Annotated in this window: 16 protein-coding genes; 4 read left to right on the plus strand and 12 right to left on the minus strand. The window is 47.6% G+C overall.

What is annotated here, in order from left to right; genetic code table 11:
• The first annotated feature begins 216 nt into the window (after positions 1-216).
• Positions 217-2,382 carry a glycine--tRNA ligase subunit beta gene (gene glyS, locus DK430_RS04660; RefSeq protein ID WP_109077944.1) on the plus strand — a complete coding sequence of 722 codons (2,166 nt, stop codon included), beginning with the start codon at positions 217-219 and terminating at the stop codon, positions 2,380-2,382.
• Between the two features lie 104 nt (positions 2,383-2,486).
• On the opposite strand, the gene hemB is transcribed toward glyS, so the two are convergent.
• The 7 genes from hemB to ubiE form a co-directional block, all read right to left on the minus strand.
• Positions 2,487-3,509, minus strand: a complete 1,023-nt coding sequence (gene hemB / locus DK430_RS04665) for a porphobilinogen synthase (protein ID WP_109077945.1) — start codon at positions 3,507-3,509, stop codon at positions 2,487-2,489.
• Positions 3,510-3,527: 18 nt separating this feature from the next.
• Positions 3,528-4,295, minus strand: a complete 768-nt coding sequence (gene tatC, locus DK430_RS04670) for a twin-arginine translocase subunit TatC (RefSeq protein WP_109077946.1) — start codon at positions 4,293-4,295, stop codon at positions 3,528-3,530.
• 32 nt (positions 4,296-4,327) lie between these two features.
• Positions 4,328-4,987 carry a Sec-independent protein translocase protein TatB gene (tatB, locus tag DK430_RS04675; protein WP_109077947.1) on the minus strand — a complete coding sequence of 220 codons (660 nt, stop codon included), beginning with the start codon at positions 4,985-4,987 and terminating at the stop codon, positions 4,328-4,330.
• Between the two features lie 3 nt (positions 4,988-4,990).
• Entirely contained in the window at positions 4,991-5,221 is a 231-nt protein-coding gene (gene tatA / locus DK430_RS04680; protein ID WP_109077948.1) for a Sec-independent protein translocase subunit TatA, read from the minus strand.
• Positions 5,222-5,366: 145 nt separating this feature from the next.
• Positions 5,367-7,004, minus strand: a complete 1,638-nt coding sequence (ubiB, locus tag DK430_RS04685; RefSeq protein WP_109077949.1) for a ubiquinone biosynthesis regulatory protein kinase UbiB — start codon at positions 7,002-7,004, stop codon at positions 5,367-5,369.
• Entirely contained in the window at positions 7,001-7,654 is a 654-nt protein-coding gene (locus DK430_RS04690) for a ubiquinone biosynthesis accessory factor UbiJ (RefSeq protein ID WP_109077950.1), read from the minus strand. The genes ubiB and DK430_RS04690 overlap by 4 nt, the downstream gene beginning before the upstream one ends.
• 19 nt (positions 7,655-7,673) lie before the next feature.
• Complete coding sequence (gene ubiE, locus DK430_RS04695) at positions 7,674-8,489, minus strand: bifunctional demethylmenaquinone methyltransferase/2-methoxy-6-polyprenyl-1,4-benzoquinol methylase UbiE (RefSeq protein ID WP_109077951.1); 816 nt, start codon at positions 8,487-8,489, stop codon at positions 7,674-7,676.
• A gap of 210 nt (positions 8,490-8,699) precedes the next feature.
• Here ubiE and DK430_RS04700 point away from each other — a divergent pair, with 210 nt between their 5' ends.
• Positions 8,700-9,224, plus strand: coding sequence for a DUF4189 domain-containing protein (locus tag DK430_RS04700; protein WP_109077952.1), 525 nt, complete (start codon positions 8,700-8,702; stop codon positions 9,222-9,224).
• A gap of 151 nt (positions 9,225-9,375) precedes the next feature.
• Here the strand turns inward: DK430_RS04700 and hslO are convergent, their stop codons facing one another.
• The 3 genes from hslO to yrfG form a co-directional block, all read right to left on the minus strand.
• Entirely contained in the window at positions 9,376-10,245 is an 870-nt protein-coding gene (gene hslO, locus DK430_RS04705) for an Hsp33 family molecular chaperone HslO (RefSeq protein WP_109077953.1), read from the minus strand.
• A gap of 68 nt (positions 10,246-10,313) precedes the next feature.
• Positions 10,314-10,730 carry a ribosome-associated heat shock protein Hsp15 gene (gene hslR / locus DK430_RS04710; protein ID WP_109077954.1) on the minus strand — a complete coding sequence of 139 codons (417 nt, stop codon included), beginning with the start codon at positions 10,728-10,730 and terminating at the stop codon, positions 10,314-10,316.
• Between the two features lie 12 nt (positions 10,731-10,742).
• On the minus strand, positions 10,743-11,402 hold the full coding sequence (yrfG, locus tag DK430_RS04715) for a GMP/IMP nucleotidase (RefSeq protein ID WP_109077955.1): 660 nt from the start codon (positions 11,400-11,402) through the stop codon (positions 10,743-10,745).
• A gap of 80 nt (positions 11,403-11,482) precedes the next feature.
• Between yrfG and nudE the strand changes: the two genes are divergently transcribed.
• Positions 11,483-12,046, plus strand: a complete 564-nt coding sequence (gene nudE, locus DK430_RS04720) for an ADP compounds hydrolase NudE (RefSeq protein ID WP_109077956.1) — start codon at positions 11,483-11,485, stop codon at positions 12,044-12,046.
• A 22-nt stretch (positions 12,047-12,068) separates the two neighbouring features.
• Here nudE and DK430_RS04725 read toward each other — a convergent pair whose 3' ends face one another.
• On the minus strand, positions 12,069-12,950 hold the full coding sequence (locus DK430_RS04725; protein ID WP_109077957.1) for a cupin domain-containing protein: 882 nt from the start codon (positions 12,948-12,950) through the stop codon (positions 12,069-12,071).
• Positions 12,951-13,018: 68 nt separating this feature from the next.
• Positions 13,019-13,645, minus strand: coding sequence for a YkgB family protein (locus DK430_RS04730; RefSeq protein WP_109077958.1), 627 nt, complete (start codon positions 13,643-13,645; stop codon positions 13,019-13,021).
• Between the two features lie 372 nt (positions 13,646-14,017).
• On the opposite strand from DK430_RS04730, the gene DK430_RS04735 reads away from it, so the two are divergent.
• Positions 14,018-16,018 (plus strand): OPT family oligopeptide transporter, encoded by a 2,001-nt coding sequence (locus tag DK430_RS04735; RefSeq protein ID WP_109077959.1) that lies wholly within the window; start codon positions 14,018-14,020, stop codon positions 16,016-16,018.
• Positions 16,019-16,048 lie beyond the last annotated feature (30 nt).

The raw sequence follows: 16,048 nt of genomic DNA on the forward strand, positions 1-16,048 counted from the left end.
CTTTAGTAAATTAATAGCAACTGGCTCATTTACATTTTTAATCACTGCGACTTATTCACATATTCATTTTGAACGATGTTAAAGTAAAACACTGATATTTAACTCTGCAGCGATCCAATCCCCTCTTTAGCAAAGAGGGGTAGGGGAGATTTGGCAGAGGTGAAAACGAAGAAAATAAGAATTTAATCCACGGAATTTTTAAATAAGAGAAACAAAATGACAACCCAAAACTTCCTAGTAGAAATCGGCACGGAAGAGCTGCCGCCAAAAGCTCTGAAAACATTAGCGACTGCCTTTGCGGATAACGTGCAGGCGGAATTGAACCAAGCAGGCTTATCTTTCGACAAAATTGAATGGTTTGCAGCGCCACGTCGTTTGGCGGTGAAAGTGTTGGCACTTGCTACACAACAGCCAAGCAAAGAGATTGAAAAACGTGGGCCTGCGGTGTCAGCAGCGTTTGATGCTGAAGGCAAACCAACCAAAGCGGCAGAAGGCTGGGCGCGTGGTTGTGGGATTACCGTGGATCAAGCGGAACGCCTTGCGACCGACAAAGGCGAGTGGCTGGTTCACCGTGCGAAAATTGAAGGTCAGCCGACCAAAAACTTGCTCACTGATATCGTGGCAAATGCTTTGGCGAAATTGCCAATCCCTAAACCAATGCGTTGGGCGGACAAAACTGTGCAATTTATTCGCCCTGTTCACACGGTAACCATGTTGCTCGGCGATGAGTTAATCGAAGGCGAAATTTTAGGCGTGGCGAGCGCGCGCACTATTCGTGGTCACCGCTTCTTAGGCGAATCTGAGTTTGAAATTCAACACGCTGATCAATATCCGCAATTGTTGCGTGAAAAAGGTTCTGTGGTGGCAGATTTCAACGAGCGTAAAGCAGAAATTTTGGCAAAATCTCAGGCAAAAGCGACCGCACTTGGCGGCGTGGCTGACATTGAAGAGAGCCTGCTGGAAGAAGTCACTTCCCTTGTGGAGTATCCGAACGTATTGGCGGCGAAATTTGAAGAACGCTTCTTAGCCGTGCCGGCGGAAGCCTTGGTTTACACCATGAAAGGTGACCAAAAATACTTCCCGATTTATGATAAAGACGGAAAACTTCTACCGCACTTTATTTTCGTATCGAACATCAATCCTGAAGATCCAAGTGCGATCATTGAAGGTAATGAAAAAGTGGTGCGCCCACGTTTAACGGACGCGGAATTCTTCTTCAAAACCGACTTAAAACAAAAACTCGTGGATCGCTTACCTCGCTTAGAAACCGTGTTGTTCCAACAACAACTCGGCACATTACGCGACAAAACCGACCGCATTGAGCAATTAGCAGGCGAAATTGCGAAACAAATCGGCGCAGACGAAGCGAAAGCGAAACGCGCAGGCTTGCTCTCAAAATGTGACTTGATGACCAATATGGTGTTCGAGTTCACCGACACCCAAGGCGTGATGGGTATGCACTACGCCCGCCACGACGGCGAAGATGAAGAAGTGGCTGTGGCATTAAACGAACAATATATGCCACGTTTCGCAGGCGATGAATTGCCGAAATCTTTAGTGGCAAGTGCGGTCGCGTTGGCGGACAAATTCGACACCTTAACGGGTATTTTCGGTATCGGACAAGCGCCGAAAGGCAGTGCCGACCCGTTCGCCCTTCGCCGTGCGGCATTGGGTGCGTTACGTATTATAGTAGAGAAAAACCTTCCTCTTGATTTGGATGATTTAGTAAGAAAGTCTATTGGAACATATAAGCACTTATTAGGATCTGGTCGTCGCTCTCCAGAACAAAGTCCATTTACTCGTTATAAGGGGATTATTACGAGCAAAGATGGGGTAACTGCTCCAGATGCATCAGTTCCAACTGTTGATGAGGTAACAAATGAGGTAGTAGATTTCATGCTCGGTCGTTTCCGTGCGTGGTATCAAGATGAAGGCATCGCGGTGGACGTAATCCAAGCCGTATTGGCTCGTCGCCCAACCCGCCCGGCAGATTTCGACGCTCGCGTGCGTGCGGTTTCACACTTCCGTACTTTAGATTCTGCAGAAGCCTTGGCAGCCGCAAACAAACGTGTGGCAAATATTCTTGCGAAAGCGGATAGTGCAATCGGCGAGATCAATTTAACCGCTTGCGTAGAGCCGGCAGAAAAAGCCTTGGCGGAAGCCGTGCTTGCGTTGCAAACCGAAGTGCAGCCGTTAATCGCACAAGGCGAATATACTGCCGTGTTGGATAAACTGGCGAACCTCCGCACGCCGGTGGATAACTTCTTCGACAACGTGATGGTCAACGCGGAAGAGCCAGCCCTGCGCCAAAACCGTTTGGCTATTTTGAACACGTTGCAAGGGTTATTCTTACAGGTGGCGGATATTTCCTTGTTGCAATAAAGAACAAAAGTGCGGTTAAAAAAACACATGGATTTTCGACCGCACTTTCCGTACAAAAAAAGCCGAATATCACTATTCGGCTTTTTCTTTTCATTTTTTATGAGTTACTTATTTTTCCCTTCCAAATACAACCATTCCGCCACTTGTTTGGCGAAGTAAGTGAAGATGCCGTCGGCGCCGGCGCGTTTGAAGCAGAGCAGGGATTCCATGATACATTCTTTTTCTTTCAGCCAGCTGTTTTGGATTGCCGCCATGTGCATGGCGTATTCGCCGGAGACTTGGTAGGCGAAGGTCGGCACGCCGAATTGCTGTTTTACACGATAGACCAAATCCAAGTATGGCATGCCCGGTTTCACCATCACCATGTCGGCGCCTTCTTCCAGATCTAACGCCACTTCCTGCAAGCCTTCGTCGCTGTTGGCAGGGTCCAGTTGGTAGGTTTTCTTATCGCCGCCTTTTAAGTTGCCGGAAGAGCCTACCGCGTCGCGGAACGGTCCGTAATAGTTGGAGGCATATTTGGCGGAGTAGGCCATGATGAGGGTGTTAATAAAACCGTGTTGTTCCAAAGCATTGCGGATTCTGCCGATACGACCGTCCATCATGTCACTCGGCGCCACCACATCCGCGCCTGCTTCCGCGTGGGAAAGGGCTTGTTTGATTAGCACCTCGGTGGTGATGTCGTTCAGCACATAACCTTCTTCGTCGATAATGCCGTCTTGTCCGTGCACGGTGTAAGGGTCAAGCGCCACATCGGTTAATACGCCAAGTTCCGGATAAGCGGCTTTCAATGCTTTCACCGCGCGTTGTACCAAACCGTTCGGATTATAGGCTTCCTCCGCCATTAAGGATTTTTTCGCCTGCTCCACCACTGGGAAAAGTGCAATCACCGGCACGCCGTATTTCATCAATAAGCCCGCTTCGATTAACAGTTGGTCAATGGTTAAGCGTTCTACATTCGGCATGGAAGGGACGGCTTCGCGATGATTTTCGCCTTCAATAATAAACACGGGATAAATCAGATCATCAACGGTCAGTTTGTGTTCCGCCATGAGGCGACGGCTGAAATCCTGCTTACGCATGCGGCGCAAACGGCGGGTCGGGAAACCGGTGAAAATTTGTTGTGTCATATTCTCTCCTGAATTTGATTATTGATTACTGTTGTCGCTTTCATTTTGTTTATTTTCATCATCTTCACGCGGGCGATAGAAACGGGCGAACAGTACGCCCACTTCAAACAACAGACACATGGGAATGGCGAGCAGGGTTTGTGAGAACACGTCCGGCGGGGTTAAAATCATGCCGATAAAGAACGCGGCGACAATAATATAAGGACGTTTGGCTTTCAAATCTTCCGGCGTGGTGACGCCCGTCCAACAGAGTAAAATAATGGCGACCGGCACTTCAAAGCACACGCCGAAAGCGAGGAACAGAGTGAGCACAAAATCCAAATAGCTGCTGATGTCCGTGGCGATGGCGACGCCTTCCGGCGCGGTTTTGGTTAAAAAGCTGAACACCAGCGGAAACACCACATAATAAGCGAATGCCACGCCTAAATAAAACAGCAGGGTGCTGGAAAATAACAGCGGGTAAATCAGGCGTTTTTCATGTTGATATAACGCCGGCGCCACAAACGCCCAAATTTGGTAAAGCAAATACGGCACGGAAATAAAAATGGCAACCACGCCGGTGAGTTTAATCGGGGTGAAAAACGGTGTGGCGATGTTGGTGGCGATCATGCTGGAGCCGTTCGGCAGGTTTGCCGTTAAGGGTGCTGCCACAAAGTTATAGATTTCGTTGGAAAAGTAAACTAATGCGACAAACACTACAGCAACAAAAATAATGCTGCGTAATAAGCGGTTGCGTAGTTCTACCAAGTGAGTGATGAGGGGTTGAGTGTCGTCAACGCTGGTCATAAGTTATCCTGATGTAAGGCGATGCGAAAGGGTTAACTTTTCTCTGAAGTTTTGTCCGACGTTTCTGCGTCTGTGTTGGCAGGCAACGGATTGTCGGGATCATATTGATTGATGTAATGCGCCAACTTTTCATCCAGCTCGATTTCTTCCTGCTCCGCCTGTTCCGCCGGAGAAAGTGCGGTCAAATTTTTCGACATTTCTTCCACCGCTAAAGCGTCGGTGTGTTCGGCATAATCTTCCACATCGAGAATGTCGTAATTTGCCATCGGGTTGTGCTGGTTTGCGCCGGGGTGGATGTACTCAATTTCTTCGGCAGTTTGCACCGCACTTTTGTCTGCTTGAGCCTGTTTCAGCTGATCAACCTGATCTTGGAAGGTTGTGTTGGTGTCGTTGGCTTTTTGTTCCAACTCGGAACGCAGTTTGTCGGCGGAGGCTTTCAGTTCTTCCACGGTTTTGCCTAATTCCGGCGACAACGCTTTCAGATTCAGGCTTTCCGCTTTTTTAATGCTGTCTTGCAATTCCTGCAATTTTAGTTCTTGCTTGAGCTCGTTTTGCACGTTCGCCGCCAGGCCGCGAATGGTACGCACCCAAGTCATGACGGTACGAATTGCCACCGGTAAACGTTGTGGGCCTAGTACCACTAAGCCCACAATGCAAACTAATACAATCTCGGAAAAACCAATATCAAACACGGGTTATGCCTGTTCTTTGTCTTTGCTTTTTTCTTGTGTCGGTTGTGCGTTTTGTTTTTGTTCAACCTTGTCGAACGTCGTATCTTCCGGTTTGGCTTCTTCGTTCATGGCTTTTTTGAAGCCTTTCACGGATTCACCCAAGTCTGTGCCTAAGGTGCGTAATTTTTTCGTTCCGAACAGCAATACGATGATTAAGACTAAAATCGCTAATTGCCAAATGCTAATACCGCCCATAAAAACCTCGTTATTTTGTCGTAATTGATAAGTAAAAACGTGCCTGACTATACCCGTTTTACGCGGTTTGAACAATAGTCAGGATTGATTATTTTTGCATTTCTTGACGTAGTTCATATTACCTTTTCCGCTTGGCGGGCAAGGGCTAACACAACAGCAAACCGAGCAGCCAAATCACAAAAGCCAGTGAAAAAAGCACCGCACTTAACCAGCCCGGCAACTGCGGGAATTGCCACATGGTCGCAAGAAACACCAGCGCGCCGATGATTAAGCTATAAGACTTGCCAGCAGCGTTTTGTTTTTTCTGCATTTTTCGATTTAATTCAATCAGTTGATTGGCGATAACCCGTTGTTGTTGTAATGCGTCCATCACGTTTTCCGGCAGCTCGGCAAAATGCTCGCGCCAATACGGCAGTTTTTGTTTTACCGTTTTCAACACCGCTTTCATGCCCATTTGTTCATCCAGCCAGTTTTGCAGGAACGGCTTGGCGGTGTCCCATAAATCCAGTTGCGGGTAAAGCTGACGCCCCAAGCCTTCAATGTAAAGCAAGGTTTTTTGCAATAACACCAACTGCGGTTGCACTTGCATATTGAATTCGCGTGCCACGTTAAACAGATTAAGCAACACATGCCCGAAGGAAATTTCCGATAGCGGTTTGGCGAAAATTGGCTCGCAGACTTCGCGGAACGCCTGCTCGAATTCGTCGATATTGGTGTCGGCGGGCGTCCAACCGGATTCCACGTGCATTTGTGCTACGCGGCGATAATCGCGGTTAAAGAACGCCACAAAACTTTCCGCCAAATAGCGTTTGTCGTGGTCGTTCATGCGCCCCACAATGCCGCAGTCGATGCCGATGTATTGCGGATCTTCCGGGTGTTGCGGATTGACGAAAATATTGCCCGGGTGCATATCGGCGTGGAAGAAACTGTCGCGGAATACCTGCGTGAAAAACACCTGCACGCCGCGCTCCGCCAGCAGTTTCATGTTAGTGCCGTTTTGTTCCAAGGTCGCCACATCGGACACCGGAATGCCGTAAATGCGCTCCATCACGATAAGGTTTTGGCGGCAGAAATCCGAATACATTTGCGGAATGTACAACATCGGGCTGTTTTCAAAATTGGCGCGCAGTTGAATGGCGTTTGCCATTTCGCGGCGCAAGTCCAGTTCGTCGCGCAAGGTTTTTTCATACTCGCGCACCACTTCCACCGGACGCAGGCGATGCCCTTCCGCCGATAAACGGGGGATCCAGCCAGCAAGGCGATACATCAGCGCCAGATCCGCATCAATTACCTGCTGAATATTCGGACGAATCACTTTCAGCACCACTTCCTGTCCGGCTAACGGCTGGTCGACATTGAATTTCGCCGTGTGCACTTGGGCGATGGACGCGGACGCCAGTGCGTTTTCATCAAATTCGTCAAACCAAGTTTCCAGTTTTCCGCCCAGCGCACGTTCAATTTCCGCACGCGCCAGTCTGCCGTCGAAAGGGTCCACTTGATCTTGTAACAAGGCCAGCTCATCGGCAATTTCCGGCGGGAACAAATCCCGTCGGGTGGACAGCATTTGCCCCAGCTTAATCCACACCGGGCCGAGTTCCTGCAAGGCTAAACGTAAGCGCGCACCGAAGGATTGTTGCGGGTGCTTGTTGCGCAGCCAAAACAGGGTTTTACGCCAACAACGCAGCGGACGGGTATAGCGATTATGCGGTAACGCCTCGTCAATGCCGTACACCAAAAAGGTGTGAATAATTTTGTACAATCGTTTCAGATTTGCCAAATTCATCGGGTTTCCATGAGTTGATTAATTTTTTGTTCTAAAAGTGCGGTCTGTTTTTCCAACGTTTTTACCTGATCGCCGAAATCTGCGAGGGCAAGGCTTGGTGAAATCACCTGCCATTCTTCCGTTAGGCGTTCGCCCCAATAACGTTGGCTTTGGCTGATTTTTTGTTTGCCCACGGCAAGAATTTTGCGTAAAAAATTGACCGCACTTTGCGCCGCAATGTCGCCGACATAAGGCGACAGCAGTTCCGCCGGATCTTTTTCCAGAAATTCCACCAGCGCGGCGAAATCCTGCAATACCTGCAAGTCGCCTTCCAATATCAGCGATTTATCGTTAATCCATTGACTGATTTGGGATTTTTTCAGCGGCGTGAAGAGCAGATTCGGATTGAGGGTAACGGCGCAATCGGGAGTCGCTTCATATTGGTGCAACACGTCGATGCGTTGTTCGGAAAACAGAAAATAAAAGGTGGTTTGTACGCCTTTAATGCGAATTTGCAGGCTTTTGTCCGCCAGTTTGCGCAAATAAGGCGCGCAATGCGCGGTGCGTTGAATGAGGTGATTTAACACCCTTTCCAGCCCGCTGTTCAAAAGTTGCGGCAACATCAGTTGTTGCGGTAATTGTTGCGAGAGTGCACTGAGGTTGAAAAGCATAAGCCGTCCTTCATTAGCCTTAGAATTTATAACCGCGATGCAACGCCACAATGCCGGCGGTGAGATTGTAGTAACCCACCTGTTCAAAGCCCGCCTGTTGCATCATCTCTTTGAGCGGTTCCTGTGCCGGGTGCATACGAATGGATTCCGCCAAATAACGGTAACTTTCGCTGTCGTTCACCACCACTTCGCCGATTTTCGGCAAAATATTGAAGGAATAGAAATTGTAGGCTTTGCTTAAGGGATCCAAAATCGGTTTGGAAAATTCCAACACCAACAAACGACCGCCCGGCTTCAGCACGCGATACATGGAGCGCAGGGCTTTGTCTTTGTCCGTCACGTTGCGCAAGCCGAAACTGATGATCACGCAATCGAAGGTGTTGTCGGGAAACGGCAGGGCTTCTGCGTTCGCTTGCACATAATTGACGTTGCCCACCACGCCGAGATTGCGCAATTTCTCACGCCCCACCTGTAACATGGAATCGTTAATATCCGCCAACACCACTTCGCCGCTCGGGCCGACCAAACGGGAAAATTTCGCCGTAAAATCGCCTGTACCGCCTGCCAAATCCAACACTTTCTGCCCCTTACGCACCCCGCTGCAATCAATGGTAAAGCGCTTCCACAGGCGATGAATGCCGAACGACAGCAGGTCGTTCATTAAATCATATTTGCCTGCTACGGAATGAAACACATTCGCCACCAGTTTTTGTTTTTCCGCTTTAGCAACGGTTTGAAAGCCGAAATGGGTCGTTTCCTGATGGTCGGCTTGGGTAAAGTGCGGTTGATTTTCAGCGTGTTTTTCAGTTTGTGAAGGGGAATTTTGTTCGCTCATATTCGGCTCGGCTCAGTTAAAAAATGATGCCTAGCATAGCAAAAAAACGGGCGGTTTTCTTGGGGAAATGGCGGGAATGTTAAAAATCCATTGGATTTTTTGACCGCACTTTACGGTTTGTGTGAGTAGGAAAATATTTTCAGTGCATTTCCATTGAAATTCTGATAGTTTTCATCGGATTTATTTTCTCCTAACCAAAGGAATACTATTGTGAAAAAATGGCTACCGATTTTATTGTTGATAATAGGTGGGAATGTTTATGCCTATGATGCAACGCGAGGCGCATTACAAAATGATCCGTCATTGTGTGGATATGGATATAATCCAAATTGCTCATCCGGAAGCGGAACATCCGGAGGCTCTTCAGGAACTTATTTTGCTCCACTTCCCAACTTTTATTATTTTGGTGTAATCGCTGTAAATCCCAAAACAGGTGATTGGGGGTGGTCAACAGGGAATACGTCTTTAGATTTAGCTAGACAAGTTGCAATTGAGAATTGTGAAAAGTCCGGTAGGGGTGAATGTCAATGGGTCGTTACTCAATCTAATGGTTGCATCGCAATGGCATCCTATCGTGGTAAAGATGGCAGTTGGGGACATTCTTGGTCTGAGTCAGGCATTTGTGGACAAGTTGAAAAAGAAGCATTAAAGGCTTGTAATGCCAATAAACCCAATAAAGGGAAAAAGTGTAAAATTGAAATCCCGCAACTAGATGTCCGTAATAGATATTATTAATTTATTGCTTAATAATATGCGTTTCTTTAGTTTGTGCCTAATGTAAAAGAAAAAGGCACGCGTTGGGAAACGCGCGCCAGCGGTGTTGTTAAAATTCTCCAAAGGGGAATAACGCTACTTAACTTAGAGCAACTCGTTACCCTAGGGCAGTCTAAACCGCTTGTTTTAACTTCTCAATCGCCTCTTTATTGAACAAATAATGCGTGCCGCAGCATTCGCATTGCATGTCGATGGTGCCTTGGTTTTCGGCAAGGATTTGTTCGATTTCGTCTTCCGGCAAGAGCAATAAGGCGGAGCCGGAGCGTTCTTGCGAGCAGCCGCAGTGGAAGCTCACGGCTTGCGGCGCGAAGAGTTCGACGGTTTCTTCGTGGTATAAGCGATACAGCAATTCTTCCGCGCTTAAGCCGAAAATTTCCTCGTCTTTGATGGTCGCCGTTAAGGTTGCCAAATGTTCGAAATCTTCCGGGGAGCCGGAACCGTCCGGTACGATTTGTAGCAACACGCCGGCACTGACCGGTTTGCCGTCGTATTCGCCGGTGCGGATAATCAACTGGGTTTGTAGCTGTTCGGAACGCACGAAATAGTCTTCCAGGCATTCGCTGATGGTCGGTTTATCCAGCGGGACAATGCCTTGATAACGCTCGCCTTCTTTAGGTGCGATGGTGATCACCAACACGCCTTTGCCGATCATTTGGTGCAGGCTCATGCCGCTGTCAATATCGCCTTGCAAGCGGGCAAGGGCGCGGATTTGTTGTTGGTCGTTGCCGTTCACCAGCGCCAGTTTTAACGGACCGTTGCCTTGAATTTGCACGGTGATGTCGCCGTTAAATTTTAAGGTGGCAGTGAGTAAGCTGGTGGCGACCATCATTTCGCCCAATAAATTGCGTACCGCTTGCGGGTAATGATGGGTGTTTAAGGTGTCGTTAAAGGTTTGGTTTAAGCGTACCCATTCGCCGCGCACCGAGCGATCTTTGAACAGATAGCGATAAAGTTGGTCGTTGTCTTGAATGTAATTTGTCATCTTTTTTGTTCCTAAATGAATCACGTTCGCCAAATATGTGGGCGTTTCCGCCGATTACAAGGGCGCGCTTATTCTTGGTTTTGGTGCTTGAATTTGAGTAAATCGCGGCGTTCTTTTTTGTCGGGGCGGCGATCAGGATGCGGCATGGAAAGGGCGTTCATTTTGCGTGCCATGGCGAGTTTTTCACGGTTGGCGACGCTTTGTTCCGTTTCGCGATAAAGCAATTGTGCTTCCGGTGCGCCCCGCCGTTGGGCGGAAAGGGCGAGCACGACAATTTCCTTTTCTTCGTTGCCTTGACGTAATTTGAGGGTAGCGCCCACCTCCACGATTTTGTTCGGTTTGCTGCGTTGCCCGTTGTAATGCACTTTGCCGCCGTCGATCATCTCTTTGGCGAGGGTGCGGGTTTTGTAAAATCGAGCCGCCCACAGCCATTTGTCCAAACGCACTGCTTCTTTTTCTTCCGTTGCCTGAGCATGTTTTGCCATGGTGTCGCTCCGTTACAGTAAAGTGCGGTAGTTTTTGATGGAGAAATGCCGTTCGAAGGATTTATCCGCCAAGGTGCTGTCGGGATTTTCTACGCCGACGGTGTAGGCGATGCCGAATTGTTTGGCGCTGTCGAGCACCGGTTCGGTGTCGTCGATGAAAAGGGTGCGACTCGGATCGAACGGGGTGAATTGCTGCAAACGGTGCCACAGGGATTGTTCCACTTTCGGCGCGTTAAATTGGTGGCTGGAAAGTAGCAGATCAAAGTGCGGTGCTAAATCGCAGTGTTTTAGTTTTTCCGCCAAACTGAACGGGTGGCTGTCGGTGAGCAAAATCAATTTTTTGCGACGCTCACGGGTAGCCTGTAAAAACGGGTACACATCCGACCGCACTTTGATGTAGTCGCGCTGTTGCTGCAACAATTCACGCAACGGCAAATCCAGATTTTCCGCCCAGAAATCAATGCAATACCATTGCATACTGAATTCCACCTGCTGATAACGGCGATGAATCAACTCGCGGCTTTGTTCCACGGACAGCTTGAATTTGTCCGCGTATGCCTGCGGTACGACGTTTTTCCAGAAACGATGATCGAAATACAGATCAATCAGTGTGCCGTCCAAATCCAGAATCACGGTGTCGATTGCCTGCCAGTTAAATTTTTGTTGTGCCATCCCGTTGCGGTCCCTTTTCTTTGTGAAAATAGTGGGGTATGGTATCGCTATTTCGGCAGTTTGTAAAACGAGGGAACAACATGACGGGGTTAGTCAAACCGCAAATTTTAAATATAAAAACGGTAGCAAAATCAACCATTTTTGAAATTCAGTCGGTGGATTTGAAATTCGCCAACGGCGAGCACCGCACTTATGAGCGTTTTCGCCCCGGGAAGTATGCGGCGGTGATGGTGGTGGCTATCGACGGTGAGGATTTATTGCTGGTGCGCGAATATGCCGTGGGCACGGAGCGTTATGAATTGGGCTTTGTGAAAGGCAGAATGGACGCGGGCGAAACGCCGGAGCAGAGCGCCAATCGCGAATTGCAGGAGGAAATCGGTGTCGGCGCGAAATCCTGGGTGCATTTGCGCACTGTTAACTCGTCCGTCGGTTTTATGAACAACCCGATGCATATTTTACTGGCGCAGGATTTTTATCCAAGCAAATTGGAAGGCGACGAGCCGGAACCGCTGGAACTGGTGCGTGTGCCGTTAGCAAATATTGACGAATTGCTGCACGATCCGGATTTCAATGAAGCGAAAAATCTGACCGCACTTTATTTGGTGAGGGACTATTTACAGCGAGAAGGGCGGCTTAATAAATAAACAACTTAACAAATAGATCCGGTTACATTAAACGGTATTTGCCCGGAGAAACGCCGTAGTAGGATTTAAAGACTTTGGTAAAATGCGTGTCCGATTGGTAGCCCACTTCCGAGGCAATGACGGGAATGGATTTTTGGCTGTTTTTCAGTAACATTCCCGCCATGTTCATGCGCATGATGGTCAGAAATTTACCGGGTAAAATCCCGGTTTTTTGTTTGAACATGCGGATAAAATTCGCACGGGACATCGCGCAACTTTCCGCTAAGGCCTCCATGCTCCAGCTTTCTTTAGGATGGCTCATAATGGCGTTGACGGCATTTTTTAACCGTTTGTCCTGCAATGCACCGAGTATCCCTTTATTTACCTCATTGTGTTGGAGATAGTCTCTGATTAGGTAAGTAAAAAGAATATTACATAACGCATTGACGACTGCTTTATTGCCCAAGTTATCTTCCGTTTCTTTGCGTAATAACTCAAGCAACGCCATGATCGAGGCATTATTGGTGGAAAGATGCCAGTGGGGCAGATTAAACAAGGCGCTTTGGGCGACGTTTAGATAACGAAAATAGCCGCAGAACATTTCGAAATCGTCGGCTTCTTTTTCGTTATTGCGATGAACGGTAAATGCGCCTTGTGTGCTTTCGGTAATGGACGTTTCGGTATTGGTGCCGTGATAAATACTATGTTCTTCGCCGTAAGGCAGAAAAATCACATCCCCCGGTTTGAGATGACAAGTTTGGTGTTTTAGCCGAATTTGGCATTCGCCTTTGGATACAATATGAAATTTGCCGATTAAATTCGGTGCCTGTTTTTGGTGAACCAGCCAGTCGCCCTGAAAACGGCAGAGTATATTGATTTCTCCTTCAATACCCGATAGTCGAATAAGCTGATCTAAATAGTCCATGTTTTTATTTTTACCTTAAAGCGAAGAAGCCTATCACAAGGTGATAAGCTTCATTGCGGTTTTATTTATTAGGCGGATTGTTTTTGCTTCAGCCAGCGATTCGCACATTCGGCAGCGGCAACCAATCCTCCCGCCATCATAATAATATCTTTAATAATCAGTCGTCCTGCACCGGATAAATAAGGGAAGCCATAATTCGGTGTCGGGAAATCCCCACCTAGGTTCGGTACCCAGGTTTCCGGCGTGAAAATGAGAAACGACAGGGTGACGATAGACATACCGAACGTCAGTAAGCCGCCGAATAATCCCAAAGTCGGTGACCAGATACCCGCCAAGGTTAATAGACCGATGGTCACAATCATAGCGCCGATAATGTAAGACGCGGTATAGGTACCATTGGCTTTATGCCATTCGATATTTTTCGCTACCATTTTACCTTCAGGATTCTTATAAAGGGTATATTCTTTGACTAATTCGCCTTTATCATTTTGTACTAAATTCGATCCGTTTTTATAGAGGAAACTTAAAAAGGGGCTATTTGACACGAAATGTGCAATACCGTCTGCTTCATATTGACAGACTTTTAAACCGCCGATCCATACCATGACAATACAAATGGCAATGCGTACAAAATTAATAAATTGGCGTTGCATCGGCGCAACGATTTTAGCAAGTAATTCAACTAATGCATTCATTTTCCAGCCTCACGGAAATTCATAATTAAGTGGATGATACAAAACTTTTAAGGGTTATCTACCTAAATAGAATTAGGTGCGGCGCACTATATCGGATATTAAAAATAAATAAATTGACGAGATTCGCTATTTTTTGCGGTTGAGACTAAAGCAGATGAATTTAAGATTATAACGCCGTCAGGCAGATTCTTATTTGTGGGGGGGGGGGATATCCGATGAAAAGATTTAGCGTTAGAAAAAAAATTTAAAAATATGCGGTTATTTTAAATAAAATTCAATTTAAACAAAATTAACTGAATGAATCTTGATTGTTTGGCGTTTTTTTGCCAAGGTAACGCGGTTTTTTTATAAAAATTAATGAACAGGTATATTATGCAATCGACAAATTTAAAAGAACTCACTTTCCGAGGTATGTTGCTCGGGGCGTTGATTACGGTGTTGTTTACCGCATCCAACGTGTATTTGGGACTGAAAGTCGGGATGACCTTTGCGTCTTCGATTCCGGCGGCGGTAATTTCCATGGCAGTGCTGAAATTCTTTAAAGATTCCAGCATTTTAGAAAATAATATGGTGCAAACCCAAGCTTCTTCGGCGGGTACGCTGTCTTCCGTGATTTTCGTCTTGCCGGGCTTGTTAATGATGGGCTATTGGCAAGACTTTCCGTTTTGGCAAACCATGTTGATTTGTGCCGCAGGCGGTACCTTGGGCGTGTTGTTCACGATCCCTTTGCGTCGTGCTATGGTGGTAAACAGCGACTTGCCTTATCCGGAAGGTGTTGCGGCGGCGGAAATTTTGAAAGCCGGCAACCATTCTGACGGCGATAGCGGCGTGAAAGACATTGCTTACGGCGGTATTTTTGCCGGCTTGGTAGCGTTCTTGACCAATGGTTTACGCGTGATGGCGGACGGAGCAAGCGCATGGATTCAAACCGGAAAAGCCGCTTTCCAACTGCCAATGGGCTTCTCGTTAGCTTTGCTTGGTGCGGGTTATTTAATCGGTATCGTGGGCGGTATTGCGATGTTAATCGGTGTGATTTTAACTTGGGGCGTTGCCGTGCCATTCTTTAGCGCGTCAGGTGATGTCGCAACGGATGCCAGTTTAATCGATACTGCGTGGACAGTATGGAAAACCAAAGTGCGTTTTATCGGCGTGGGCACTATCGGTATCGCGGCAATCTGGACATTATTGGTGTTGATGAAACCAATGGTTGAAGGCATGGTGCATTCTTTCCGTATGTTAAAAGGCACACATGGCGAGTCAGAACATCGCATCGATATCGATCTTTCACCAAAAACCATGATTTACATCTTAATTGCTTCCGTGGCGTTAATCGTGATTTCCTTGCATCACTTCATCGCAGCTGCGCCGATTTCGCCTGAACTGGCGTTGTTATTGGTTGTCGTTTGTACTTTCTTGGCGGTGTTTATTGGTTTCTTTGTAGCGGCAGCGTCAGGTTACATGGCGGGGCTTGTGGGCTCCTCCTCCAGCCCGATATCCGGTATCGGGATCATTTCCGTCATCGTCATTTCCTTGGTGTTGGTGTCTATCGGTAATGCTTCCGGTTTATTTGAAACTGCCGACGGACAGAAATTTTTGACCGCATTGACGTTGTTTACTGCGTCCATCGTATTGACTACGGCAACCATTTCCAACGATAACCTACAAGATTTGAAAACGGGTCTATTGGTGGAAGCGACACCATGGCGTCAACAGGTGGCGTTGATTATCGGTTGTTTCGTGGGGGCGTTGGTGATTGCGCCGGTATTGGAAATTCTGTATCACGCTTACGGCTTCACAGGCGCGTTACCGCGTGCCGACATGGATCCGGCACAAGCCTTATCCGCTCCGCAAGCCACCTTAATGACCACCATTTCACAAGGGATCTTCTCCAATAAATTGGAATGGACTTACATCTTAACCGGTGTTGGTTTAGGCGCGGTATTAATTATTATTGACAGCTTCCTGAAAAAAGTGAGCGATAAAAAATTCGCCTTGCCGGTACTTGCCGTGGGGATTGGTATTTACTTACCGCCGTCTATCAACATGCCGGTCGTTTGTGGCGCGTTCTTAGCTTGGATCATTAACCGCCATATCACAAAATACGCCGCGCGCACCGGCGACAAAGACGTCGGCAAACGTGCGGAACGTTTCGGTACCTTATTCTCTGCCGGTTTAATCGTGGGTGAAAGCCTGATGGGCGTGATTTTAGCCTTCATTATCGCCGCCTCCGTGACTTCCGGTGGATCCGAAGCGCCGTTGGCGTTAAATCTGGAAAATTGGGATACGATTGCCGAAGTGCTCGGGTTAGCCGTCTTTATTGCCGGCGTCGTGATTTTCACTTCCCGCGTATTGCGTGCAAAAAAATCTGCGTAATTGTTAAAATTCCTCTACAATAGGCGATCC

The organism is Aggregatibacter kilianii (assembly GCF_003129965.1).
Lineage (GTDB): Bacteria > Pseudomonadota > Gammaproteobacteria > Enterobacterales > Pasteurellaceae > Aggregatibacter > Aggregatibacter kilianii_A.

Coding starts and splice junctions, on each gene's coding strand:
- glyS (WP_109077944.1), top strand. CDS start 217: ATGACAACCCAAAACTTCCTAGTAGAAATCGGCACGGAAGAGCTGCCG.
- hemB (WP_109077945.1), bottom strand. CDS start 3,509: ATGACACAACAAATTTTCACCGGTTTCCCGACCCGCCGTTTGCGCCGC.
- tatC (WP_109077946.1), bottom strand. CDS start 4,295: ATGACCAGCGTTGACGACACTCAACCCCTCATCACTCACTTGGTAGAA.
- tatA (WP_109077948.1), bottom strand. CDS start 5,221: ATGGGCGGTATTAGCATTTGGCAATTAGCGATTTTAGTCTTAATCATC.
- ubiB (WP_109077949.1), bottom strand. CDS start 7,004: ATGAATTTGGCAAATCTGAAACGATTGTACAAAATTATTCACACCTTT.
- DK430_RS04690 (WP_109077950.1), bottom strand. CDS start 7,654: ATGCTTTTCAACCTCAGTGCACTCTCGCAACAATTACCGCAACAACTG.
- ubiE (WP_109077951.1), bottom strand. CDS start 8,489: ATGAGCGAACAAAATTCCCCTTCACAAACTGAAAAACACGCTGAAAAT.
- hslO (WP_109077953.1), bottom strand. CDS start 10,245: ATGACAAATTACATTCAAGACAACGACCAACTTTATCGCTATCTGTTC.
- hslR (WP_109077954.1), bottom strand. CDS start 10,730: ATGGCAAAACATGCTCAGGCAACGGAAGAAAAAGAAGCAGTGCGTTTG.
- yrfG (WP_109077955.1), bottom strand. CDS start 11,402: ATGGCACAACAAAAATTTAACTGGCAGGCAATCGACACCGTGATTCTG.
- nudE (WP_109077956.1), top strand. CDS start 11,483: ATGACGGGGTTAGTCAAACCGCAAATTTTAAATATAAAAACGGTAGCA.
- DK430_RS04725 (WP_109077957.1), bottom strand. CDS start 12,950: ATGGACTATTTAGATCAGCTTATTCGACTATCGGGTATTGAAGGAGAA.
- DK430_RS04730 (WP_109077958.1), bottom strand. CDS start 13,645: ATGAATGCATTAGTTGAATTACTTGCTAAAATCGTTGCGCCGATGCAA.
- DK430_RS04735 (WP_109077959.1), top strand. CDS start 14,018: ATGCAATCGACAAATTTAAAAGAACTCACTTTCCGAGGTATGTTGCTC.